Here is a 25,573-nt window from a genome sequence, read left to right on the forward strand (position 1 = left end):
GACTAAGAACGCCACTTCCTGTGGCAACGTCTTTATGACCTACTTCCTGTGGTCTAAAATCTGGGCGCAAATACGCCAAGGCGCATTTGATATCATACGAAAGAGGTGATAACCTTGTTCGCATATACGCTACGAAGAATCGGAATGGTCATCCCAGTGTTGATCGGTATGACACTAGTTGTCTTTTCGATTATTCATCTAATCCCGGGAAATCCTGCACAAATTATCCTTGGTCAGCGTGCTACCGCGGAATCCATCGCAGCACTCACAACAAAACTTGGTCTTGACCAACCGTTGTACATTCAATATTACGAGTATATAAAAGGGCTATTGACCGGGGATTTAGGAGAATCCATCAGAACTAAGACGGCAATAAGTGAAGAAATTTGGCCCTATCTAGCAGCAACAATCGAGCTAACCCTTGTCGCGATGATTATTGCAATTGTAATTGGAGTTAACGCAGGCATCATAAGCGCATGGTTTCAAAATTCATGGTTTGATTACAGTGCGATGATCCTTGCCTTAATCGGCGTATCGATGCCGATTTTTTGGTTAGGTTTAATGGAGCAATGGGCATTTGCACTGCAACTAGATTTACTGCCGACTACGGGCAGGGAAAACGTGAGGGACCCCGTTGAGTCGGTCACTAGCCTCTATTTAATCGATACATTAATAAACGGGAGAACTGACCAATTTGTAACGGTTTTAAAGCATTTAATTCTTCCAAGTATCGCGCTAGCAACCATTCCAATGGCAATAATCGCACGAATTACTCGTTCGAGTATGCTTGAAGTGATGCGCTCAGACTTTGTGCGAACAGCACGTGCTAAGGGCGTAAGAATGTTTTTGGTCGTGTACAAGCACTCCTTGAAAAATGCAGTAATCCCTGTTTTAACGGTAATCGGTTTACAAACTGGTTTATTGCTTGGAGGAGCCATCCTAACGGAAACTATTTTTGGCTGGCCTGGAATTGGAAGATATATTTATGAAGCTATTAATTACCGGGACTACCCAGTGATTCAGTCAGGTATTTTAGTGGTAGCCACCTTCTTTGTTTTTATTAATTTAATCGTAGACCTTTTATATGCAGTCATCGATCCGCGAATTAAATATCGCTAAAAAATAGGGAAGGGGTGAAAAAATGGCAGAGTTAGCAGAAACTAATATACCTACGAAAAAAAATGATGGGGTTGTGTCACCATGGAAGGAAGCATGGCGAAGCTTTGGAAAAAATAAATTAGCACTTGTCGGTACTTGTATTGTGTTCTTTTTTATCATCCTAGCGATTTTTGCGCCGCTTATTGCCCCTCAAGGGATTGACGAAAAAAATCTTGCAAATCGACTTCAGCCGCCATCCAGCGATCATTGGCTTGGAACGGATGATTTCGGGAGGGATATCTTATCAAGAATAATCTTTGGGGCTCGCATTTCACTAAGGGTTGGCTTTTTTGCGGTATTGGGCTCAGCTATCGTTGGAAGCTTGCTTGGAATTCTTGCAGGTTATTACGGTCGATGGGTGGATAACGTAATTAGTCGTATGTTTGATATTTTACTAGCATTCCCAAGTATTTTACTAGCCCTTGCGATTGTTGCGATTCTTGGACCATCATTACGGAACGCATTGATTGCCATTGCAATTATTAATGTGCCAAACTTCGGACGACTGATTCGGTCAAGGGTGTTAAGTGTTAAGGAAGAGGAATATATAACTGCAGCTAGGGCCGTTGGGATGAAGGATCGGAGAATTTTATTTCATCATATTTTGCCAAATAGTATGGCGCCGATTATCGTCCAAGCATCATTGGCAATTGCGACAGCCATCATAGAAGCGGCTGCACTTGGGTTTCTAGGGATGGGAGCACAACCGCCAAATCCTGAATGGGGTAAGATGCTTGCGGATTCAAAGAATTATTTAATACAGGCTCCGTGGACGATGATTTTCCCGGGAATTGCAATCATGCTGACTGTGCTCGGATTTAATTTGATGGGTGACGGGTTGCGGGATGCACTTGACCCAAAAATGAAGCAATAGAAAAACAGCTAATACTCGGTATGAAAAAAAGACATGTTGTTGTGCCTTTTTTTCATACCGAGTTGGTGTATGGATAGATTTAGACGCTCTCTTGAAGGTTATTACAATTATTATTGCAACACAGATAATACCCAAAGTGTAAACAAATTCAGAGACAAAATCGGTTACTTACTGTATAAATGGCTAATAGAAAGAAGTTAAAGAAATCATTTAATTGGGATGAATTCAGACTCTTTCTTAATACCTATTACCTTACGCAAGGATTAAGGTTAGCATATATGACTTAAAAAAAGAGATTATCAACATTATGTGAATGATAACTAGGAGGAGCCGTGTGCGTTAATTGCGCAAGCACGGTCCTGTGAGGGGAAGGAATACAATCTACCGCGAGGTAGAGAGATTCCCCTCTTCTTGACTAGTTGAAGAATCGTCTTTAGCTCTTATTCTGCAATCGGGTCAGATAGTGAGTATTGACGATATGCTTAGAAGTAGTTGATTCCAAATAGTATGATCATGATTAAGGGATTTAATTTGATAATGACAAACCGTGTTTCAAATAAGAATGCTTTCCAAAACAAAGACCCTTCCATATTCCAAAGCCCTTTAGTTTCATATAACTTTTTATCACTATATATTATATAGCTAATCATCAAAAACGTAACAGCTAGTGATAATGAGTAATTCATTAATCTTTTATAGTAATGTACATATGATTGACGATCTGAGATAATCTCATTTTGACTATCAGCTGTTTTTTGCCAATAATGAATACTACCAAGTAGTGACCCTTTCATATGTGACCACCCAAAATCCTCATATATCGTTTTGTAATCTTCAAACTTATCTGCTGATAAATAATCCTGATAATCCAACCGTATAATATAGGCTTTGATTTTTTTAAAAACGTATATATTTCTAATCCACTAATGTTTGTAAAGCGAAAACCTATTTGTAATTGCTCATTTAACCTTTGCTCTTCTTCTCCAATAATAAAAAACAATTTAAATTTCTTCATCGATTTCACTCATTTCATAAAGGGATATAAAAGGAATAATCTTTGGCGCGGATAGTTTAAGAACAGTTATCAGACTATTGGTCTATTTATGCTTTATACATATTATAATAAGGTATAAAACGAATTTGAGGTGGGAAAGTGAAAGCCATTGTGTACAAAAGGTATGGTCCCCCCGATGTTCTTGAACTTAAACAGGTAGAAAAACCTATTCCGAAAGAAAATGAAATCTTAGTTAAAGTAAAAGCTACAACCGTAACAGTAGCAGATATTCGGTCACGGGGTTTTACAGTTCCTCCTGCTTTTTGGCTGCCTGCACGTATAACACTTGGTTTGAGACAACCAAAAAAAGAGATATTAGGAATGGAGTTAGCTGGAGAAGTGGAGCTAGTTGGAAAAAATGTAAAAAGGTTCAAGCGAGGAGACCAAGTTTTTGCAGCATCCTTGTCTGGATTCGGTGCTTATGCCGAATATAAGTGTTTGGAGGAAGATGGACCTGTAGCTATTAAGCCATCTAACATAACGTATGGAGAAGCTGCTGCAATTCCTATTGGAGCTCGTACAGCATTGTATTTTCTTAGGAAAGCAGATATCAAGAGCGGTCAATCGGTTTTAGTCTATGGTGCTTCAGGAAGTGTAGGTAGTTATGCAGTTCAGATTGCCAAATATCTCGGAGCAAATGTTACAGGTGTTTGCAGCACTGCAAATTTGGAATTAGTAAAATCTCTGGGAGCTGACAATGTGATGGATTATACAGCAAAGGATTTTTCTAGTACAGTTGAAACATATGATGTCATCTTTGAAGCGGTAAACAAGAGTTCCTTTTCAGCTTGTATGAAATTGTTAAAGAATAATGGTACCTATATAAATGTTACTGAACCGTTACCAAGTATTCAAATGCTATGGACTAAATTGACTAGCCGCAAGAAACTAATATTGAGCCGAAATTCACCTGAAACGCCAGAAGCATTAAACTTCCTTAAAGGACTTGTTGAGATGGGGAAGTTAAGAGTGGTCATTGACAGATATTATTCGTTTAATGAGATTGTGGAAGCTCACAAATATGTCGAGAAAGGACACAAGAAGGGAAATGTAGTTATAAATGTGGAACATAACAACTAATTTTCTTTTCATTATTGAGGTTAGAAACCATGTGTTCAATTAGGGTGCGTTGATTCAAGAGGGATTATCGCACTTTTTTGTTGAAGTTATTTAAGTAAGCAGGTTGGTACAAGTAGGGTGTTTTCCTTCAAAAAGCAAAGATTGGACACCAATTATTCACATGGAGTATTGTTTCTTTAATATGAGGGGGATATTTTTATGCAGCGGATTAAATTAATGTTAATACATTTTTCAAAAGAACCTTTGTGGTTTAAAATATTGATCTCTATAACTCTTCTCATTTCCATTGTCTTTAGCAGTTCTTTCTTTTCTGATAATGACTATTTTCAAAGTCTTTCAAAATTTTCTGCCGGCATTTTCTTTTGTGCCTTGGGAACAAATATGAGAATCAATCGAAAAATTTCTACCCTTTTCTTCACCTTAGCAGTAATTTGTATATTTTTATCTATAGTCTCAATAATTTAATGGGATAAAAAGAAAGAGGAGTTATTGTTTGAAGCAACTACAATTATTGATTGTTCTTCTGATAGTCTCTCACAACAGCATCTAGTAAATTACCTCAAAATAGATTTTGCCAAACCCTTGAATAATACATTTCATCTTCAATTGGCTCTATACTAAACATCCCTTTTAGAGCATTATTCGTATATTTTGTTGCTATATTTAGTAAGAATTTATGTTATACTACATAAAATAATCTATAAGTTCTGAATTAACAAACAACATAATGGGGAGGAATGAAGAACCTTGAAGGGGAAATATGGACTGTTCTCTTTTATTTTAGCCATAGCAGGAATTTTGCTATTTTACTCGAGTTCTAAAGGAAGTAATGGAGTTTTCAACGCTTATTTCTTCACAGGGCTTGCTTCTTGGATAACAAGTTTTGTGTTAGGAGTTAAAGGAGTCAAAATAAATGAAAGTGGTACCTTCAAATATGTAGGAATGGGAATGATTTCGCTTATTGTTATAGGCTATGGATTGTTAATAGTCATTATTGGTGTTCGTGGGTTCGGAGCATAAAAAGTATTCTTGTACAGAGCATCATTCCTAAAGGGTGATGTTTTTGTACATCCAGCACGACTACCATTACATTCATATTGATAGCATATTATTTTCCGGGGGTAAATAATGCTTGGAAATATGTTGGTTTGACTACAGCGATACTTCTTGTTATAACTCTATTAATTTGGTTTATAAGTAAGAAAGAAACAAGGTCAATAAAGGGTAAATCGAAAGCGATTGTTTCAATAGGAACAGTCGCTTATCTACTAAAAGCAGCAGGTTATAACTAAGAATATATGTCATAACAAAATTAGTTACAGGGGAGTTAATATTTCGAAAAAAATATTTGTACTTATCATATTTTTTGTATCCCTATTATCTGCGTGCCAAGCAAATAAGAATGACATAGCGTTTGTTAGCGAAAGTGAAAATTGGTAAGCTGAAGTAACCGTTCATCAATCAAATGGAGAAGAAACATATCAAATTCAGCTTAATAGCAAAGGAAATAACATAGAGGAAATAGACACTTTTCGTTATTATGTGGAATCAAAAAATATCGGAGTACTAGATTTTGGTGCGAATGACGCTACATTAAATCAAGAAGGCGTATATCAAAATAAATCGTTAAGTGTTAATAGCCCTTCTACGAATGCAGAAGATGAGTTAATGATAAAAGTAGAATGGAACGATATTAGTGAAAGTTTTGATTAAAGATACAAGTGAAGATATGTGAATCGTTATACTTAAAATAATGGGTACGTTTCTCGATAACGGGAAAAGCCTTTCTTATTGTGCTAAAGGGTTAGTTTGTTACCGGGCTATTTTTATATTTAGAAAGCACCAAATATTGCGGTGCTTTTGTTAACGTTTTTTATGGTGTTTTTTGAAAATGCTTGGAACAGAGAAAAATGAAGACTAAAAGCGAGTGTTAAATTATTTTTTATTAATTTACTTAATCTGTGAAGAATTTCACTTAAACTATAGGGTGCATTAGCACAACAATATATATTTTGATGTAGTAAATGAGGTAATTTGATGTACAAAAAAGGATAGATAGATCATATTTCTATCCTTTTTAAATTTATCGCATATATGTCTGACCTTAAATATAAATTCAATGTTATTAAGCTTTTAAAAGATATCCTGACTTTTAATAAAACCCCTGTTATCTGTTTTCTACGCTTTATTTGCCTCTTCGACAATGACTTCGTTATGAAAGCTTTGGAAACTTTCAACCAAGGTATCAAGGCGTTCGAGCTGTTCTGAATACTCAAGGATAGCTGAGACAAGTGTCATTAGATGATACCAATTTTCTTGGCTCTCTTCGTCATTTGGATCCTGGTGTTCAATAAGCGTATCGATTATTTTTTTTCGATCAAATATAAAATCCTGCATTAACTCCTCAGGTGCTTGAACCTTAACTTTCCCTACAAATTTTAATAAAATCTGCTCATGGGAATGAACGAGGTCATCAATTTCTTTCACAAATAATTGCTGAAACGGAATCGGCATGTCTTGTAGTTCATTTTCATGTCTGTGCAATTTTTTTAGCATATCTAACGCACGATTTGTACAAGTAATCATTTGTCTAAATAAGACAAGCTTCCTAGACTTTTCATATTCTACCTTTTTAAAATAATTGCGTTCCTCTTTATATAGGAGAAATAACTGGTCAATTTGAATGATGTTTTCTTTAATTTTATCGATGTCATCTTTTAATGTATTGTACTCAGAAGCATGTCTGGTACTAATTCGCACCCATTTAAAGATTTCCTCACATTGCAAAACGATTGCATCATATAGTTTCTTCTCATATTTAGGTGGAAGAAAAACGAGGTTTACTAAAAATGCAGATAAGATCCCCAATAAGATGGCGAGAAATCGTAAACTAGCAAATTCAATAAACTGTTCACTTGGACTTTCCATAATCGCGATGACAGTCACAATTGCAACAGAAATCGTTTTTTCCATCTTAAACCTTAGGTTAATAGCTATAACAAGAACGACAGTCAGTCCAATGATAAATGCATTATTACCGAAATACATTCCAAATAGAACGGCAAAGAACGCACCAATCACATTTGCCTGAACCTGTTCAATTACCGTTAAATAAGAGCGGTAAATGGAAGGTTGAATGGCAAAAATAGCAGCAATTCCTGCGAATACGGGCGAAGGTAGATCAAGGAGCTTCGCAATCAGTAACGCAAGGGTAATGGCAATCCCCGTTTTTAGCATGCGGGCACCAAATTTCATTGTTTCGAATCCTTTCTATAAAAAAGCTGTTTTATTATAGTTAGCTTTTTCTCCATAATCTAAACCAATACAGTATCATACAATGATTTTATGCTTATAGCAAGGGAAACATGTACTAATTAAATGTGCCTGCTGCCGCTATTCGCGAAATAATGTCACTATCCGGAAAATACTGTCACTATCCACGAAATACTGTCGCTATCCTTAAAATACTGTCACTATCTCAAATTTACTGTCACTAAGCAAAAATGCGCAAAAGAACCTGCCACCGGCAGGTTCTAAACAAATTAAAGATTCTTAAACGCGTATTCTACAGCTTTTAGTGTCTCCACAATATCATCTTCCGTGTGTGCAATCGTGAGGAACCAAGCTTCATATTTTGATGGAGCAAGATTGATGCCTTGGCTTAGCATTAATTTGAAGAAACGACCAAACATTTCTCCGTCCGTATTCTCAGCCTGCTCATAGTTCTCAATCTTTTCATTCGTAAAGAAAACAGTCAATGCACCCTTAAGTCGATTTATCGTGATCGGCACATTGTAGTTGTGCGCATGCTTTAGAATTCCTTCTTCAAGCATTGCACCTAGCTGATCTAATTTTTCATATAAGCCTTCTTCTTGAAGGACTTCTAGACAAGCAATTCCTGATAGCATCGATGCTGGGTTTCCGGCCATTGTTCCAGCTTGGTAGGCCGGTCCAAGTGGGGCAACCTGTTCCATTATTTCCCTTTTACCACCGTAAGCACCAATTGGCAGTCCACCGCCGATGATTTTTCCAAGCGCTGTTAAGTCAGGTGTGATCCCTAATAGATTTTGGGCGCCCCCATACATAAAGCGGAAAGCCGTGATGACTTCATCAAAAATCACAAGTGCACCAGCCCCATGTGAAAGCTCAAGTACTTGCTCTAAGAAGCCTTCCTTCGGTTCCACGATTCCGAAGTTTCCTACGATTGGTTCAACAAGAACGCCCGCGATTTCCGAACCCCATTTTGCAAGGGCCTCTTTAAAAGGCTCGATATCATTGAATGGAACAGTAATTACTTCTTGTGCAATGCTCTTTGGCACACCGGCGGAATCAGGAGTTCCAAGTGTTGATGGACCTGAGCCAGCTGCAACTAGCACAAGATCGGAATGTCCATGATAGCAGCCTGCAAATTTAATGATTTTCGTTCTGTTTGTATAAGCACGTGCGACACGAATCGTTGTCATAACCGCTTCTGTTCCTGAGTTTACAAAGCGAACTTTATCCATTCCAGGCATAGCTTCTTTAAGCATTTTTGCAAACTTCACTTCATGTGGTGTTGGAGTACCGTACAACACACCTGTTTCAGCGGCCTTTGTAATCGCTTCTGTAATATGTGGGTGAGCATGGCCTGTTATGATTGGGCCATATGCTGCTAGATAATCTATGTATTTATTTCCGTCAACATCCCAAAAGTAAGCACCTTTTGCACGTTCCATTGCCACTGGTGCACCGCCGCCAACCGCTTTATATGAACGAGAGGGACTATTTACACCACCGACGATGTGCTCCAATGCCTCACTATATAATTCTTCTGATTTTGAATGATTCATTTATTGATCCTCCTAGCTTTGAACTCAACAGATTCTATTTTAGCACTAATTTTAATATGAACAAATCTACTTTATTTGTATATCCCCACGATTTTATGTACCCTACTATTAATAGGAAAAAACAGGAGGTATTTAGAATGACGATTGAAATTGGACAAAAAGCACCAGAGTTCACAGCTACTGCCAGCAATGGGGGGACTGTATCTTTAGACTATTTTAAAGGGAAAAACGTTGTGCTGTATTTTTATCCAAAAGACATGACACCAGGATGTACAACAGAGGCTTGTGATTTTAGGGACGCACACGAAAGCTTTAGTGGGCTTGACACCGTGATTCTTGGTGTAAGCACAGATTCACTTGATCGACATAAAAAATTCATCGATAAATATGATCTTCCGTTTCTATTAGTTGTAGATGAAGAGCACGAGGTAGCAGAAAAATATGGAGTCTGGAAGCTTAAGAAAAACTTTGGCAAGGAATACATGGGGATTGAGCGTTCCACCTTTATCATTGATAAAGAAGGAAATCTTGTAAAAGAGTGGCGCAAAGTATCAGTCAAAGGTCATGTTGAAGAAGCTCTCACTTACATAAAAGAAAACCTTCAATAAAAGTGATAGTGGGGATCTTTTCTCCCACTGGTCACGGAATAGTTTGTGAAGTTTCTGTGAAATATAAGAAAGGTACTGTCCAAAAGCTTACTAGAATGTAAGCAGGGACAACGTTTCGAAGCGTTACGGGTGGTGTGAACAGAAACCACTCGTATTCCTTTTTACGGTTGATTTTACAATATTCTTTACTTATAATGAAGGTATTAGTAATGATAATCGTTTTCATTTGCCGGTCATTAACGGGCTGTGACCACTGATTGAAATTTCACTGTATCATAACTAAGAATACACATAATGAGGATTTACACATGAGACTATGGATGTTAATAATCGCTGCCATTGTTCTCTCCTTTGTTTCGCTATTTATTGGAGCTATTAATATCACACCGATGGATTTATTAGATTGGGAATCAGATGAGACACAGATTTTCCTGATTAGCCGGGTCCCTCGTTTAATGGCAATCATTTTAGCGGGAGCCGGGATGAGTATTGCAGGATTAATTATGCAAAGCTTAAGTAGAAATAAATTCGTATCCCCAACAACTGCAGGAACTCTAGATGCTGCAAAGCTAGGGATTTTAATTTCAATGCTGTTCTTTGCAAATGTTACCTATACACAACAGATTATTTTTAGCTTTATATTTGCTTTAGTGGGTACACTCATTTTTATGCAAATTTTAGATAAAATTAAATTTAAGGATGCAATTTTCGTTCCGTTAATCGGGATTATGTACGGGAATATCTTATCATCCATCGCGACATTTTTTGCATATGAAGCAGACCTTATTCAAAACATTTCATCCTGGTTAATGGGAAGCTTTACATTGGTTATCGCGGGACGTTATGAGCTTTTATATGTAGCTATCCCAGCTGTTATTTTGGCGTATATTTTTGCTAATAAATTCACCGTTGCCGGTATGGGTGAGGATTTTGCGAAAAACCTTGGCTTAAGCTATAAGGTAGTATTAAATATAGGTCTTATACTTGTAGCAATTATTTCCACAACGGTTGTTTTAACTGTTGGAGTCATTCCATTTTTAGGATTAATAGTACCGAATATAGTATCGCTTTATTTAGGGGATAATTTACGAAAAACGATTCCTCATACAGCAGCTTTGGGGGTCGTGTTTCTATTAATCTGTGATATTTTAGGTAGAGTCATTGTTCACCCTTACGAGATTCCAGTCAATGTTACAGTTGCAGTAATTGGCAGTGCGATCTTCTTAATTATGTTATTTAGGGGGAGAGCATATGCGAAATAGCCATAAATTAATTCTTTTAGCGGTCATTGCAATTGTTTGCATGTTACTTTATGGATTTTATGATTTAAAAGGTGGATTTGATTATGCCTTCCCGAAACGAATGATTCGAGTATCGGCAATGGTTGTAACAGGAGTTGCGATCGCGTATTCGACCGTAGTATTCCAAACGATAACGCAAAACCGGATTCTGACTCCTTCGATGATGGGGCTAGACTCTATGTACGAAGTAGTCCAAACATTAATCTATTTCTTTGCAGGTTCGATGTCTATTTGGGTGTTAAACAAGTATTTAAACTTTGGCGCAGCGATTCTAGCCATGGTATTATTTGCACTCATCCTATATAGATTCCTGTTCCGATCCGACAAGCATCCGATCTATTTACTTCTATTAATTGGAATGATTATCGGAACACTATTAGGAAGTCTCGTAACTTTTTTACAAGTTATGATTGACCCAGTCGAATATTTAAGTCTACAAAGTCGATTATTTGCAACCTTTACAAACGTAAAGGCAGAGCTTTTATATATTGCACTCGGTATTTTACTAATTGCCTTTATTTACGGATACCTTATTATGGATAAGTTAGATGTCATGTCACTTGGCCGTGAAAATGCGATGAACCTAGGTGTCAATTATGATCGGATGGTAATGAATGTCTTAATTTTATCATCGGTATTAATTGCAACCGCAACTGCATTAGTTGGTCCGATTACATTTTTCGGTTTAATTGTAGCAAACCTGGCATATCAATTTTTTGTCACATATAAACATTCGATTTTAATTTTAGGGGCAAGTTTAATGAGTGTCATTGCCCTTGTTGGTGGTCAGTTCCTCGTTGAACATATATTTGAATTACGTACCACATTAAGTGTCATCATTAACTTTATCGGTGGTATTTACTTCATTTTCTTACTATTAAAAGAAAGTAGGTCAGCACGATGATTGAAATCAAAGGATTATCGAAGTATTTTGGGAAAAAGCCTGTTGTCGAAGATGTGTCTATTAACATTGAGCCAGGTACGATTACATCATTTATCGGGCCGAACGGTGCAGGTAAGTCCACACTTCTTTCTATGGTGAGTCGATTATTAGATGCTGATACTGGGCAAGTTTTACTTGACCAAAATAATGTGAAAAAGTGGAAGTCGTCTGAGTTCGCAAAACGTGTTTCCATTTTAAAGCAATCCAACTACTTAAATGTACGGTTAACAATTCGTGAGCTTGTTGCATTTGGGCGTTATCCATACTCAAAGGGACGACTTTCAGATGAAGATGAAAAATTCATCAACCAAGCACTTGAATATATGAATTTAATCGATATCCAAGACATGTTTTTGGATGAGTTATCAGGCGGGCAAAGACAACGTGCTTTTATTGCGATGGTTATTGCACAGGATACAGATTATGTCTTACTTGATGAACCATTAAATAACCTGGATATGAAACACTCCGTCCAAATTATGAAGATTTTGCGCAAGCTTGTGGATGAACTCGGCAAAACCGTTGTGATCGTCTTGCATGATATAAATTTTGCATCTGTATATTCAGATCGGATTGTTGCATTGAAAAACGGTAAGCTTGTTAAAAATGGACCCACACATGAAATCATTAATTCAGACGCTTTACGTGAGATCTATGATATGGATATCCCAATCCAAGAACAAAATGGCTGTCGGATTTGTGTTTACTTCAATTCACATGCATAAGACCCTTGAGGATCAATTCTCTGGGTCTTTTTTTTTAGGCCCATGGAATGGCGTTTATAGTCTTTAATTTTATGATAAAAATATTTGTTTATTTTGTATTGACGGAAGTTATTTATGACTCTATAATGAGAATAGTTATCAATGAAAATGATTCTCATTATTAACAAATACATAATCCTAAAAGGAGAGGACAACACACATGAAAAAATGGAAATTAGCAAGTGCTGTTTTAGCACTAACGTTCGCGCTTACGGCTTGCGGGAATGATGATGAGGCTACAAAAGAAAAAGTAAATGAGACTGACGTAGCCGGAGAGCAAGCAACAAATGAAGCAACTGGCCAATACCCAATGACCGTTTCTCCAACAACTGCATCAGCTGAAAGCGAAGAAGCAGGTACTGTAAACTTTGAAGATGTAACGTTTGACGCTATGCCAGAGAAAATCGTTGTTTTTGATTATGGTTTCTTAGATACATTAGATGCACTTGGTGTTGAAGGTATAGTAGGGGTGCCTCAGGATTCTAGCTTGCCAGAAAGTCTTAAAGACTATGCTAGCGATGATTACGTAAATGTTGGTACTTTAAAAGAACCGTTACTTGAAGATATTGCTGAAATCGGTCCAGATGCTATTTTCATTTCCGGTCGTCTAGCGCCATATTATGAGGAATTAAAAGAAATCGCACCAGTTGTATTCATTGGAACTTCTCAGGATGACTATTGGAATACATTCTTAGCTTCAGTTGACCTAGCAGCGAAAATGTTCGATAAAGAAGCAGAAGCGAAAGAATACAAAGCAAAAATCGATTCAGCTTTAGAAGAAGTGAAGGCTTTATCTGGTAACTACAAATCTTCATTAGTGACAATGTACAATGAAGGTAAATTATCAGGTTTCGCAACAAACTCTCGTTTCGGTTATTTGTATGATGTATATGGCTTTACTCCAGTAACCGAAGAAATTACTTCTTCTTCTCACGGATCAAACTTTGGATTTGAAGCAATTCTAGAATTAAACCCAGAAGTATTATTCGTTATCGACCGTACAGCAGCAGTGGGTGGTCAATCAAATATCGACAAAGACATGGAAAATAAAATCATCGAGAAAACACAAGCTTATCAAAACAAACGAATCGTATATTTAGACGGTGTGCTTTGGTACTTAAGTGGTGGGGGCTTACAATCTGAGCTTGCAAAAATCGAAGAAATCATTGCTGAATTAAAATAATACGCTTTAAGTAGGCTGTCCGGAGTAATCTGGGCGGCTTTTTTTTATATCCGTGAACATTCAGATTTGTTATACTGGAAAGAAAATGGAACTTTGAAAAGGGGGCACTCGTATGAGTCGAACGATTTTAATTGTGGATGACCAGCCTGAAATTGTCGAGCTGCTTAGTCTATATTTGGAAAAAGAGAATTATAGAATTCTAGAAGCCTTTGACGGCAGGGAGGCACTACATATCATCGAGAGGGAAAACATCGACCTCATGCTTGTTGACCTAATGATGCCAAACATTAATGGCTACCAGCTCATAAAAAAAGTTAGACAGAACCTACATATCCCCATCATCATTATTTCTGCTAAGAACGACGATAACGATAAAATTCTAGGACTCGGACTTGGGGCAGACGATTTTATTCCGAAGCCATTTAACCCACTAGAAGTAATCGCTCGGGTTCAGGCTCAGCTTAGAAGAAGCTATAGCTACAAACAGGAGCCGGAAACCAAAAGTGAAAGCCATCAAATTAAAGTGGGTGATATTGTCCTAGATGAAGGTTCCTTTTCAGCGGTTAAGGGTGACATTCCAATAACTCTCACAAAAATCGAATATTTTATACTTGAATTATTAATGAGTTCACCAGGGAGGGTATATACGAAACAACAAATCTTTGAACGGGCATGGAATGATTACTACATGGGCGGCGAAGAGGACAACACAATCAATGTCCATATTTCAAAGCTAAGAGAGAAGATCGAGGAAAATCCGAAAAAACCAATCTACATAAAAACTATTAGAGGCTTAGGCTATAAGTTTGAAAAACATAATTAGAAATCGATGAGGAAGAGATACATGAAAAAGTTGATTCATCGGATATTTCCAGAAAATGAAGGTGTTACCCCGTTTGTATACATTGCGAACCTAATCATTCCACTTTTCTTTTTATTTCAAGAATCACAGGGGAAATTGCTACTTGGCCTGTTATTCATGGCGGTCCTTGTTGTAGCACACCGGCAGGCTTATTGGAGCCCGCAGCACACACTTGCATTTGTGTTTGTCCAAATATCAATCATTCTGCTATTTGGATTTTTGTATGATCCCTTGTATATTTTTATGATATTCATTGTGGTATACCAGGTGGTTCGACTCACCATAAAATGGTTGTATGTCGTGTGTGGCCTGTTCACGCTTTTTGGCTTAATTCTTGTCTACCAAGTTGCCCTCACTGGAGAATATTACGCCATTCTAAATTTAGGACCACCCATATTCGGTGGCAGCATCCTCCCCTTTATTATAAGGGGGTCGATCAAGTACAAGGAAATGAGCGAAGTCTTAAGGAGAACGGCAGATGAGTTAGAGCATAAAAATCGTGAAATGACGAGACTAGAAGAAAGCAAAAAGCAAATGCTCGCTGATATCTCTCATGATTTAAAAACACCAATTACGACGATTCAGGGATATTCCAAGGCGTTATATGAAGGTGTAGTAACAGACGAAGAACAAACGAAAAAATACTTAACATACATTTATGACAAATCAATTCGTGTAACATCCTTAATTGATGAGCTCTTTATGTTTTCAAAATTAGATAGCCCTGATGTTCCTATTAAGAAGGAAAATATCGATATTTGTGAATTCTACCGTGGGGTCATTGCGGAGCATTTTGATGTATTTGAGGAAAAGGATATGGAGCTTGAAATCGACATTCCCGATTCAAAATTAATATATTCATTTGATCCAAAACTTCTCAATCGAGCAATCTCAAATCTTCTGCAAAATACGAATAAATACAATCCTGAGAATACAGAAATTTACCTTCGTTTACGTCAATCGGAAGAGAAAATTTACATTGAAGTGGGTGACGATGGTGTCGGTATCAGTGAAGACATTGCCCGAACATTATTTGATCCGTTTGTAAGGGGAGATAAAAGCAGAATGAATGATGGCGGATCGGGTCTAGGTCTCGCGATTACAAAGAAAATTGTTGAGCTCCATAACGGAACGATCCATGTTGACACAACACCAAACCGAGGAAAAACAAACTTCATAATTGAACTCACCATCGAGTCGTACTGAACAATAATTAGCAGACCAAATCGCAAAGTTGATTTGGTCTCTTTTCATTATTTGCAAAATACCCAAATCTTTACAAAACATTAACACATAACTGGAAGAGCCTTAAAAGTAGAATGTTAATTTAATATCGATAGACAGTCGGTCTATAAAGGAGGAGTAATAATGAGAAAAGAAGCAGAAGAACGTAGAAACGAAATACTTGATTCTGCTGACGAGTTGTTCAGTCAAAAGGGTTTTGATGGAACGAGTACAAACGATATTCTCAAAAAGGTCGGAATTGCACGGGGAACACTTTATTATCATTTCAAGTCAAAGGAAGATATTATGAACGCGTTGATTGATCGGTATAGTGTTCGACTAATAAGCGCTGCACAGGAAATAGCAGCTGACAAGAGTATTCCTGTAGTCGAGCGGATGATACGCGCTGTTTTATCAATGAATGTAAGTGGCGGAGGCAGTCAGGGAATAATGGGTCATATTCATAAGCCCCAGAACGCACTGATGCATCAGAAAATACAAAAAGTTATTATCAACGGCGTTACGCCCATACTTTCCGGTATCATCCAAGAGGGCATTGAACACGGACTTTTTAGCACGCCTTATCCGTATGAATGTATCGAAATGCTTGTTACATATGCAAATGTCGTTTTTGATGATGATCTGGTAGAGATGACCAATGAGGAGCGTGCCTCACGGATACAAGCGTTAATATTCAATGGAGAAAGGCTTCTGGGTGCAGAAAGAGGAAGCCTAATGAGCGTTATGCAAATGTTTGGCAGTAAGTGAATTTATAAAATCTAGAGGAAACTGCTCAAGAAGTAAAACAGAGGTGACATATGTATTTTAGACTAATCCGAAATGACATAGTAAAGAGCAAAGTAATAACATTTACAACCATGATTTTTGTCGCTGCAGCATCAATGCTCGTTTCACTTGCAGCGATTCTCATTGTTAATCTTACAGGTGCGCTAGATATGCTAATGACAAAAGCCGAAGCACCACATTTTATGCAAATGCATTCTGGTGAAATTGATAGGGAGCGACTTAAATCTTTTGCAGAAGAAAATGATAAAGTCGAAGAATATGAGATAGTAGAGTTCCTAGGTATCGATGGCTCACAAATTATTTTAGGAGATAATTCGCTTTCCAATAGTGTTCAGGATAACGGCTTAAGCATACAGAATGAAAAATTCGATTATCTTCTTGATCTTGACGGCAACATCATCAATGTATCCGATGGCGAGATTTACGTTCCAGTTGCCTATATGAAGGACAAAACTACAGAATTCGGTGATAAGGCTGTAATTAACGGGAAGGAATTTACTGTAGCGGGATTTCTCCGTGATTCGACGATGAATTCCTCGCTCTCTGCGTCAAAGCGATTTCTTGTAAGCGAGAATGATTTTGCAGAAGTAAAGGATCTTGGAAGTATCGAATATCTGATCGAGTTTAGACTAAACGATTTTTCAAAAATAGGCGAATTTGAATCGGAATATGCCTCCGCAGGACTTGAAGCGAACGGACCAACCGTGACTTATACTCTATTCAAAATGATGAACGGCATTTCAGACGGGATGATGATTGCGGTTATCCTTCTTATTAGCGCACTTGTCGTTGCCATTGCATTTTTAAGCATACGCTTTACGTTACTTGCTAAAATCGAAGACGACTACCGTGAAATTGGTGTAATGAAAGCAATCGGCCTTCGTCTATCTGACATAAAGAAGATTTACATAGCGAAATACGTAAGCATAGCAGCTGCTGGTAGTATTCTTGGGTATATTCTATCTTTATCGTTCCAAGGCATGCTACTTGAAAATATTCGGCTATATATGGGAGAAAGCGAAAATTCTTCATTTGCCCTACTATTAGGAATCATTGGCATCCTGCTTGTATTTTTTGCAATCGTTGCTTATGTAAACTTTGTTTTGAAGAGATTTCGAAAAATATCCGCTGCTCAGGCGATACGCTATGGGACTTCTCAGGAAAAGAAAGCTGGTACAAAGCGTTTTACCTTAAATGGAAACAAATTGTTAAGTACGAATATATTCCTTGGCATTAAGGATGTTCTCGCTCGAAAGGGACTTTATACAACAATGCTGATAGTTCTTGTGATTTCGTCATTTATTATCATTGTTCCGCAGAACCTGTATAACACGATATCTTCCAAGGGCTTCATTCAATATATGGGAATTGGCGATTATGATCTACGCATACAGACCACTATTTCTGACAAAACGGATGAAATCGTGAATACGGTAGAAAGTGACAGCTCCGTTTCAAAGTATACGGTTTTGACAACAAAGACTTTCAAAGTAAAAACAAATAACGGGACTGAGGAAAATATAAAAGTTGAGCTCGGTGACCATTCGGCATTCCCTATCGAGTACTCTGAAGGTAGAGCACCTGTCAGTGAAGCCGAAATCGCACTTTCGGCTTTAAATGCTGAAGAGATGGGTAAAAAAGTCGGAGATATCATTACACTTGTAAGTGAAGGAAATGAAAAAGAACTTACGGTAACGGGAATATATTCCGACGTTACGAATGGTGGTAAAACCGCAAAGGCTGTATTCTCCGACAGTTCGGCAAATATGATGTGGACCATCATCTGTGTCAAACTATCGGATACATCACTTGTAGATAGCAAGGTTTCGGCATACACGGACAAATTCGATTTTGCGAAGACTTCAGACATCGATGAATTTGTTTCTCAGACTCTAGGCTCGACAATAAGTTCTGTCGAAGTGGCTTCATACACCGCAATTGCTGTTGCGCTTGTTATTACGATACTGGTTACACTACTGTTCATGAAGATGCTTGTTGCAAAAGACAGGTATTCCATTGCCGTATTGAAGGCTCTCGGTTTTACTAATTCGGATATAAAGGTGCAGTATTATTCACGTGCTTTTTTGGTACTGATTGTAGGAATTGTTCTCGGCACGCTTCTCGCGAACACACTCGGTGAGGTCCTTGCGGGCATGCTTATTGCTTCGTTTGGAGCATCAACGTTTGATTTTACGATCAATCCGGTTCGGGCATACTTGTTAAGTCCACTGATGATGGCTGTCATGGTACTTCTCGCAACAATGTTTGGTATATCGAGAGCGGGGCAAATAAAGATTTCCCAACATATTAAGGAATAGGGGGAGTAGACAATTGAAGAAGATTCTAATAGGTGATCATATAATAAAAATGTTCGGAGAGGGAAATGAACAGCGCAATGTTCTTGATGGGGTATCTGTTGAAATAAATGAGGGTGAGTTCGTTACGATTATGGGACCTTCAGGTTCTGGAAAATCAACGTTACTGTTTGCGCTTAGCGGAACGGATGGAGTTGATGGAGGTAAGGTCCTTTTTGACGGAAAGGATTTATCAACATGCACTGAAAATGAGCTTTCGGATATACGTCGTAATAACATGGGATTTGTTTTTCAGCAGCCGACGATGCTTAAAAACTTAAACATTATCGACAATATTATCTTACCATCTATGCGTGATAATAGAAAAAATGTTGCAAAAATTTCTGATAAAGCAAGCTCACTTATGAAGAGGGTGGGAATTGAGGGGCTAGAAAAGCGTGACATTACACAGGTTTCAGGAGGTCAGCTTCAGCGTGCTGGGATATGCCGTGCACTGATGAATGGCCCGGAAATTATCTTCGGTGACGAGCCAACTGGAGCGCTCAACTCAAAATCTGCGCAGGAGATTATGGACTTGTTTTCTGAAATCAACGAAGACGGCACCGCAGTTATGCTTGTCACTCACGATGTGAAGGTTGCAGCGCGGTCGGAACGTATTTTGTTTATGCGAGACGGGAGTATTGTGACTGAGTTGAAACTTCCGAAATATGACCAGACAGATATCGATCGCAGAGTCGAAGAAGTTACAGCGAAAATGTTAGAAATAGGAATCTAATTTATTGTTTCTAAGCATCATAGATTTCGTGGATAATGCAATAATTTATAAGATCACGCTTGGATTATACTTTTAATCCAAGCGTTTTTGCTGTTTTAATTAATCTTAATAATGATATAAGACTCACTTAAGGTTGAGTTAAGGTTCGCTGTCTATGATAAGGGTAACAAAGCAAAGCGAGATTAAAAGGAGGACCTTAACATGAATCAAAATGTGATTGAACTTACAAATATATCAAAAAGCTACGGAGATGTAAAAGCAGCTGACGGCATCACCCTACAAGTTAAAAAAGGAGAAGTATTTGGAATCATTGGTGCAAACGGTGCTGGCAAATCGACCACTCTGGAAATCATGATGGGCATTCGCAAACCAGACACAGGAACCGTAAAAATACTTGGAATGAATGTTGAAAATGCATCAAACGAGATTAAACAAAAAATTGGGATCCAGCTTCAACAAACTGCACTTTACGACCGAATTAAAGTCAAGGAAGCTTTAAAACTTTTTAGCTCCTATTATGATAAAAAACAAGACTTACAAGAAATCATTGAAACACTCGGACTTCAACCTTATCTAAATAAATATGTTAAGAATCTATCAGGTGGCTGGCAACAACGCACATCCTTAGCATTAGCACTTGTAAATGACCCGGAAATTATTTTTCTCGATGAACCTACGACCGGTCTTGACCCACAAGCTAGACGCGACCTCTGGTTATTCATCAATCGCTACCGTGACGAAGGAAAAACGATCCTTCTCTCCACACATTATATGGACGAAGCGCAAAAGCACTGTGATCGAATCGCGATTATTAAAAAAGGAAAATTAGTAGCTTGTGACCGACCACAGAATCTTATTGACTCATACCTGCAAGGTGCAGGAACAATGGAAGATGTTTATTTAAAATATGCCATATAACTTTATTCAGAAAGAGTTCTCCCGTTTATTCGTATGTAAAAATTAATTTAGGTGGTTTTACTTTGACTGAATAAAGTTAATGCCTCCGGCGGATGTCACAGATTTTCAAAGGAAGTTTTTCGAGCTATAAGGTTAAAGACTAAAAACGCCATTTCCTGTGGCAACGTCTTTATNNTGTGGACCTAAAATCTGGGCGCAAATACGCCAAGGCGCATTTGATTTAATATAAGGAGGAAATTAACATGCAATCAATACTTACACATACACAAATGGAATTAAAATTATTTTTTCGTGAGACATTAGCTTTACTGTTTACTTTTATCGTCCCAGCAGTCAGTTTTATCGTATTTGGATTCATGTTTGAATCAAACACATATGAAGGACTGAACTACTTTCAAGCCTATATACCAAGTATGATCGCCATCATTATTTTCACCACAGCCTTTTTCTCAATGGGACTGCAAATCGTGATTGACCGTGAAAAAGGAGTATATAAACGTTTAAAAGGTACACCAATTAATCAAAATGCCATTTTTACTGCAACGATTTTAAAAGGATTTATCGCGATCTATGTTGGCGCAATTGAAATCTTACTAATAGCAAAGTTCGGATTTGGTTCAGAGTTAACAGCACATCCTGTTGAGTTTTTTGTAGGATTAACATTTAGTGCGATTACGTTTTTCTCAATCGGCTTTATCGTTTCAAGTGTGACAAAGCGTATGCAGACGGCATTAGGAATTGCCATGATTTCAATGTACCCGATGATGTTTTTATCAGGGGCAACCATTCCTTTAGAAACGTATCCTGAGATTCTTCAAAAAATTGCTGCATTCGTGCCACTCACTTATGTCGTGAATATACTTAGGGATGGCTGGAACGGAACACTTTTCACTACAGATGCACTTCTTGACATCGGCATCTTACTAGGAATTTTACTTGTATCAACCATCGTCGGTTTAAAATACTTCAAATGGACCGATTGAGGTAGCCTATTTTCATGGGACAGTGTCAAACGTCTATACACTTTCTATGTAACGGACGTATCTTATAAGTGTAGGGCATACCTCCTCAGATGTTAGCGTAATTTAGTGCGAGAGAAATCTCGCACTCTTTTTTTGCTTTCCCCAACCTCACAAACTTGCTACTATATAGATAAGGAGGCGTAATTATGCGAATCTTATCAACATTTATTCCAATCGAAGAAGTTACTGAAAACATGAAAAAGGCGTTTCCAGATGAAGAATTTATCTATTGTGAGGATATTAAGGAAGCCTTACCCGAACTACATACTGCAGACATTTTACTTACATACGGGGAGGACTTAACCCCAGAACATATTGAAATCGCGAAAAATCTAAAATGGATCATGGTGATCTCAGCGGGACTTGAGCTAATGCCTTTTAAAGCGATTCAGGAAAAAGGAATCCTCGTTACAAATGTAAGAGGTATTCACAAAATCCCGATGGCTGAATATACCCTTTCCATGATGTTGCATGTCACCAAGAAAAACATAAAAATCGTGGAACAACAAAAGAATAAAAACTGGGATCGATTTACCCATTTTCCTGTTGGCGAGCTACATGGCAAAACAATCGGAATCTTAGGCGTTGGGGCAATCGGAGGTGAAATTGCACGACTAGCAAAGGCTTTTAACATGAAGACCATCGGGTTAAATCGCAGTGGCAACAAACATGAATATATAGATGAAATATTCCAATTTAATGGGCTTAATTATATATGTGAAAACGCAGACTTTCTTGTTTCGGTCCTTCCAAGTACCAATGAAACAAAATATTTCCTTAACGACACCCATTTTGATCGAATGAAACAGGATGCCGTTTTTATCAATATTGGCCGCGGTGATTTAGTTAAGGAAGAGGTATTACTACGTGCAATAAAATCAAACAAGATTTCATACGCAGTATTGGATGTATTTGAACATGAACCACTGCCTAGCGACCATCCATTTTGGACACTTGAAAATGTGACGGTAACTCCGCATATTTCAAGCAAATCAAACTTTTATCAACCAAGGTCATTTGAAATCTTTGAACAAAATTTTCATACATTTAAGCAAGGTGTCAATGATTTTATCAATAAAATTGACTTGAACCGGGGGTATTAAGATGAAAATCTATACAAAAACAGGGGATAAAGGAACGACTTCATTAGTATATGGGCAGCGTGTTTCAAAAACAGATCTGCGTGTTGAAGCATACGGAACCTGCGATGAAGCTAACTCCATGATTGGATTAGGATTAAGTCATCTCCATGAATTTCAATTCGACGGCAAAGAAGAGATCGAGCAGATTTTCAAAAAAGTTCAAACGACCTTGTTTCACGTCGGTGCAGAGTTAGCGACACCTCCTGGGAAGGAAGTAAAATGGAAGGTTTCCGTGGAAGATGTTACCTTATTAGAAGAAATAATCGATACATGTGATGCAATGAATCCTCCACTTACAAACTTTGTTTTACCTGGTGGCAGCCAAGCGGGTGCAGCATTTCATGTTGCAAGAACAATTGTTAGAAGAGCAGAAAGAAATGCGGTAGCAGTTGGGGAAGATGTAAATCCACTGGTGATTTCATACTTAAATCGCCTTTCGGATTTTCTTTTCGTTGCTGCTCGCTATGTCAATCAAAAGCTTGGTCAAAGTGAGCCAACACTCCATCAATGAAATTTCCCACAAAATAAGCTTATTTCAATGGGATTAGTCATATAGTAATGGTAGATATGTTGACAAAAGCGGTGTGAGCAAGATACACTAATTATAAGGATTATAAAGTAATAATGTTTACTAGAAAAGAGGTGCATGGCGGTGTCTGAAAATCTTTTGAAAGAAGCGCTTGATACGTTGAAAGAAACCGGGGTTCGAATCACTCCGCAACGTCATGCGATATTAGAATATCTAATTAATTCAATGAGTCACCCGACTGCAGATGATATCTATAAAGCACTTGAAGGAAAGTTCCCAAATATGAGTGTCGCAACCGTGTACAATAATCTTCGAGTATTCCGTGAAGTTGGTTTAGTAAAGGAATTACCATACGGAGATTCATCAAGCCGTTTTGATTTTATCACAACACAGCACTATCACGTGATTTGTGAAGAATGTGGTAAAATTGTGGACTTCCATTACCCAGGACTCGATGAAGTGGAAGCATTGGCTGCGCATGTAACTGGCTTTAAGGTTAGTCATCATAGAATGGAAATTTACGGTTCATGTCAAGATTGTCAAAAGAAAGCAGCACACTAAAAAAGCTAACAGGTTACCCTGTCAGCTTTTTTCTGTTTTTTGATATTTTTTACTGTTGTATTTCTCATCAAATTCTTTTCCTTCAAGCTGTGGGTCAAGTGTTAATGGTTCCTTACAATGCATACATACATCCACTCGGCCAAGCATCTTAGTCGGCTTCTCACAGGAAGGACAAATGATCTGAATGGTTCGTGTCGAAAGCAAGCCAATCCAGAAATAGACCACTGTACTTGCTAGAATAAAAATAAGACCAAGAATCATAAAGATTGTCATCAAGATAACATTTTCTTTAAAAAAGATTCCTCCGTACATAACGATGAACCCAGCGAAAATCAAAGCAAGGGCAAAAGAACGAATCTTATTAATTTTACTTGAATATTTTACACTCATTTGTCAAACAACCTCCTTCATATACTATACAATAAAAAAAGAAAGATAAAAATAAAAAAAGATTCTACATAAAATGGGCAGGGTTTTATTTTTCATGCGTCGAAATATATTACCATCGGATTTGAATGGAGGAAATCAAAATGGAAGATTTACTTCGACCTCTTTACCAAGAAAGGGCAAGCCATCCCAATACTCTAGGGGTTATTCTAATAGAAAAGGGGCAGGATGCTTTTACACATACAGATCACTTTGACTTAGCCTTACTCGTAATTGTAAAAGAGGCAGAGAAAAATGTGTTTATAAAACATTATGACTACAATAAAAACAAAGCAACCTTGTATACAGTCAAAGAAAGTCAAATAAAAGACTGGCTGTTATATGGTTCCAATCGAAAGATCGTAGACTGGATCTTAAACGGCAAAGTACTATTTGATCGAAATGAATACATCGCAGACTTAAGGAACGAGCTTCATGAATTTCCCGCAGAGGAAAGACAAATTAAAATGGGGATTGAATTTGCAAAATTAATTCGTCGATACCAGGATGGGAAAGCATTTTTTAATGCAGACCAACATCTAGATGCCTATAATTATGTCATTCATGCCCTTCATCACCTTGCACGATTAGCCATTATCGAAAATGGCTTTCATCCTGAAATTACCGTCTGGAACCAAGTGAAGCAAATTGATCCACAAATTTATAAATTGTATATTGAACTTTTAGAAAGTGAAGAGTCACTTGAAAAACGGCTAGAGCTTCTCTTCCTTGCAAGTGAATTTCTCATCCATTCTAGAGCGAAACGTGGAGCCACCCATATCCTAAATGTCCTGTCTCAAAGAAATGATTCTTGGACATTCGGTGAAATTATGGAACTTCCAGAGCTTAAAGTATACTCAGTCGATCTAGAAGTATATCTCGAATTCCTAGTCGACAAACATTTTATAAATGTAGAAAATGTCGAAACAAAAGGAAAAAGCATTTTTCATAGAACATACAGTGTGAATAAATAAAATCTTTGAACTCCTTCTTCTATATTGAAGGAGTTTTTATTATTTTAATAAAATATTTAATTTGGGTGTTGACGAATAATTGGCCCCCGTGTTATATTAGATTTCGCTGCTGAAAGACAGTAATCAGCCGGCGAAAAACTTTTGAAAAATATTATTGACATTAATAAATCACCATGATATATTAAGAAAGTCGCTTCTGAGCGGCTGGTCAAAAAAGTTCTTTG

At 37.6% G+C, this 25,573-nt stretch carries 23 protein-coding genes and 1 pseudogene; 20 read left to right on the forward strand and 4 right to left on the reverse strand.

Features of this window, described 5'->3' with window-relative positions:
* Positions 1-114 precede the first annotated feature (114 nt).
* Together V7147_RS09005 and nikC are read left to right on the forward strand one after the other, a co-directional pair.
* Positions 115-1,119 (forward strand): ABC transporter permease, encoded by a 1,005-nt coding sequence (locus V7147_RS09005; RefSeq protein WP_335367519.1) that lies wholly within the window; start codon positions 115-117, stop codon positions 1,117-1,119.
* 22 nt (positions 1,120-1,141) lie between these two features.
* Positions 1,142-2,032: a nickel transporter permease gene (gene nikC, locus V7147_RS09010; RefSeq protein WP_335367520.1), complete on the forward strand. Its 891-nt coding sequence runs from the start codon at positions 1,142-1,144 to the stop codon at positions 2,030-2,032.
* 482 nt (positions 2,033-2,514) lie between these two features.
* On the opposite strand, the pseudogene V7147_RS09015 reads toward nikC, so the two are convergent.
* Positions 2,515-3,047 (reverse strand): annotated as a pseudogene (locus tag V7147_RS09015) (DUF2812 domain-containing protein).
* 138 nt (positions 3,048-3,185) lie between these two features.
* On the opposite strand from V7147_RS09015, the gene V7147_RS09020 reads away from it, so the two are divergent.
* Together V7147_RS09020 and V7147_RS09025 are read left to right on the forward strand one after the other, a co-directional pair.
* The gene (locus V7147_RS09020) at positions 3,186-4,166 is read left to right on the forward strand and encodes an NAD(P)-dependent alcohol dehydrogenase (protein ID WP_335367521.1); all 981 of its coding nucleotides are present in this window, start codon (positions 3,186-3,188) and stop codon (positions 4,164-4,166) included.
* 747 nt (positions 4,167-4,913) lie between these two features.
* Positions 4,914-5,186: a hypothetical protein gene (locus V7147_RS09025; protein WP_335367522.1), complete on the forward strand. Its 273-nt coding sequence runs from the start codon at positions 4,914-4,916 to the stop codon at positions 5,184-5,186.
* A gap of 1,158 nt (positions 5,187-6,344) precedes the next feature.
* Here V7147_RS09025 and V7147_RS09030 read toward each other — a convergent pair.
* Together V7147_RS09030 and V7147_RS09035 are read right to left on the reverse strand one after the other, a co-directional pair.
* On the reverse strand, positions 6,345-7,421 hold the full coding sequence (locus V7147_RS09030; RefSeq protein ID WP_335367523.1) for an FUSC family protein: 1,077 nt from the start codon (positions 7,419-7,421) through the stop codon (positions 6,345-6,347).
* A gap of 287 nt (positions 7,422-7,708) precedes the next feature.
* Positions 7,709-8,995, reverse strand: coding sequence for a glutamate-1-semialdehyde 2,1-aminomutase (locus tag V7147_RS09035; protein WP_335367524.1), 1,287 nt, complete (start codon positions 8,993-8,995; stop codon positions 7,709-7,711).
* Between the two features lie 137 nt (positions 8,996-9,132).
* Here V7147_RS09035 and bcp point away from each other — a divergent pair, with 137 nt between their 5' ends.
* From bcp to perR, 15 genes are all read left to right on the forward strand, one after another.
* Positions 9,133-9,603 (forward strand): thioredoxin-dependent thiol peroxidase, encoded by a 471-nt coding sequence (gene bcp / locus V7147_RS09040; protein WP_335367525.1) that lies wholly within the window; start codon positions 9,133-9,135, stop codon positions 9,601-9,603.
* 308 nt (positions 9,604-9,911) lie between these two features.
* The gene (locus V7147_RS09045; protein ID WP_335367526.1) at positions 9,912-10,865 is read left to right on the forward strand and encodes an ABC transporter permease; all 954 of its coding nucleotides are present in this window, start codon (positions 9,912-9,914) and stop codon (positions 10,863-10,865) included.
* Positions 10,855-11,808, forward strand: a complete 954-nt coding sequence (locus tag V7147_RS09050) for an iron chelate uptake ABC transporter family permease subunit (protein WP_335367527.1) — start codon at positions 10,855-10,857, stop codon at positions 11,806-11,808. Before V7147_RS09045 ends, V7147_RS09050 begins: the two co-directional genes overlap by 11 nt.
* Positions 11,805-12,572, forward strand: a complete 768-nt coding sequence (locus V7147_RS09055; RefSeq protein ID WP_335367528.1) for an iron ABC transporter ATP-binding protein — start codon at positions 11,805-11,807, stop codon at positions 12,570-12,572. The genes V7147_RS09050 and V7147_RS09055 overlap by 4 nt, the downstream gene beginning before the upstream one ends.
* 199 nt (positions 12,573-12,771) lie before the next feature.
* A complete protein-coding gene (locus tag V7147_RS09060; protein WP_335367529.1) occupies positions 12,772-13,794 on the forward strand; it encodes a siderophore ABC transporter substrate-binding protein in 1,023 nt (340 codons plus the stop codon).
* 112 nt (positions 13,795-13,906) lie between these two features.
* Positions 13,907-14,617, forward strand: coding sequence for a response regulator transcription factor (locus V7147_RS09065; RefSeq protein WP_335367530.1), 711 nt, complete (start codon positions 13,907-13,909; stop codon positions 14,615-14,617).
* Between the two features lie 21 nt (positions 14,618-14,638).
* A complete protein-coding gene (locus V7147_RS09070) occupies positions 14,639-15,862 on the forward strand; it encodes a sensor histidine kinase (RefSeq protein ID WP_335367531.1) in 1,224 nt (407 codons plus the stop codon).
* 162 nt (positions 15,863-16,024) lie between these two features.
* A complete protein-coding gene (locus tag V7147_RS09075; protein WP_335367532.1) occupies positions 16,025-16,648 on the forward strand; it encodes a TetR/AcrR family transcriptional regulator in 624 nt (207 codons plus the stop codon).
* Between the two features lie 50 nt (positions 16,649-16,698).
* The gene (locus V7147_RS09080; protein ID WP_335367533.1) at positions 16,699-19,005 is read left to right on the forward strand and encodes an ABC transporter permease; all 2,307 of its coding nucleotides are present in this window, start codon (positions 16,699-16,701) and stop codon (positions 19,003-19,005) included.
* Positions 19,006-19,018: 13 nt separating this feature from the next.
* A complete protein-coding gene (locus tag V7147_RS09085) occupies positions 19,019-19,777 on the forward strand; it encodes an ABC transporter ATP-binding protein (protein ID WP_335367534.1) in 759 nt (252 codons plus the stop codon).
* A 201-nt stretch (positions 19,778-19,978) separates the two neighbouring features.
* Entirely contained in the window at positions 19,979-20,695 is a 717-nt protein-coding gene (locus tag V7147_RS09090) for an ABC transporter ATP-binding protein (RefSeq protein WP_335367535.1), read from the forward strand.
* Between the two features lie 242 nt (positions 20,696-20,937).
* A complete protein-coding gene (locus V7147_RS09095; protein WP_335367536.1) occupies positions 20,938-21,678 on the forward strand; it encodes an ABC transporter permease in 741 nt (246 codons plus the stop codon).
* A 185-nt stretch (positions 21,679-21,863) separates the two neighbouring features.
* Positions 21,864-22,820, forward strand: a complete 957-nt coding sequence (locus V7147_RS09100) for a D-2-hydroxyacid dehydrogenase (RefSeq protein ID WP_335367537.1) — start codon at positions 21,864-21,866, stop codon at positions 22,818-22,820.
* Position 22,821: 1 nt separating this feature from the next.
* Positions 22,822-23,370 (forward strand): cob(I)yrinic acid a,c-diamide adenosyltransferase, encoded by a 549-nt coding sequence (locus tag V7147_RS09105; RefSeq protein ID WP_335367538.1) that lies wholly within the window; start codon positions 22,822-22,824, stop codon positions 23,368-23,370.
* A gap of 135 nt (positions 23,371-23,505) precedes the next feature.
* The gene (gene perR / locus V7147_RS09110) at positions 23,506-23,949 is read left to right on the forward strand and encodes a peroxide-responsive transcriptional repressor PerR (protein WP_335367539.1); all 444 of its coding nucleotides are present in this window, start codon (positions 23,506-23,508) and stop codon (positions 23,947-23,949) included.
* A 21-nt stretch (positions 23,950-23,970) separates the two neighbouring features.
* Here perR and V7147_RS09115 read toward each other — a convergent pair whose 3' ends face one another.
* Positions 23,971-24,339 carry a YgzB family protein gene (locus tag V7147_RS09115; protein WP_335367540.1) on the reverse strand — a complete coding sequence of 123 codons (369 nt, stop codon included), beginning with the start codon at positions 24,337-24,339 and terminating at the stop codon, positions 23,971-23,973.
* Positions 24,340-24,479: 140 nt separating this feature from the next.
* Here V7147_RS09115 and V7147_RS09120 point away from each other — a divergent pair, with 140 nt between their 5' ends.
* Positions 24,480-25,349 carry a nucleotidyltransferase-like protein gene (locus V7147_RS09120; RefSeq protein ID WP_335367541.1) on the forward strand — a complete coding sequence of 290 codons (870 nt, stop codon included), beginning with the start codon at positions 24,480-24,482 and terminating at the stop codon, positions 25,347-25,349.
* Positions 25,350-25,573: the final 224 nt, after the last annotated feature.

The sequence above is a fragment of the Bacillus sp. JJ1521 genome (genome assembly GCF_036965165.1).
Lineage (GTDB): Bacteria > Bacillota > Bacilli > Bacillales > Bacillaceae_L > Ferdinandcohnia.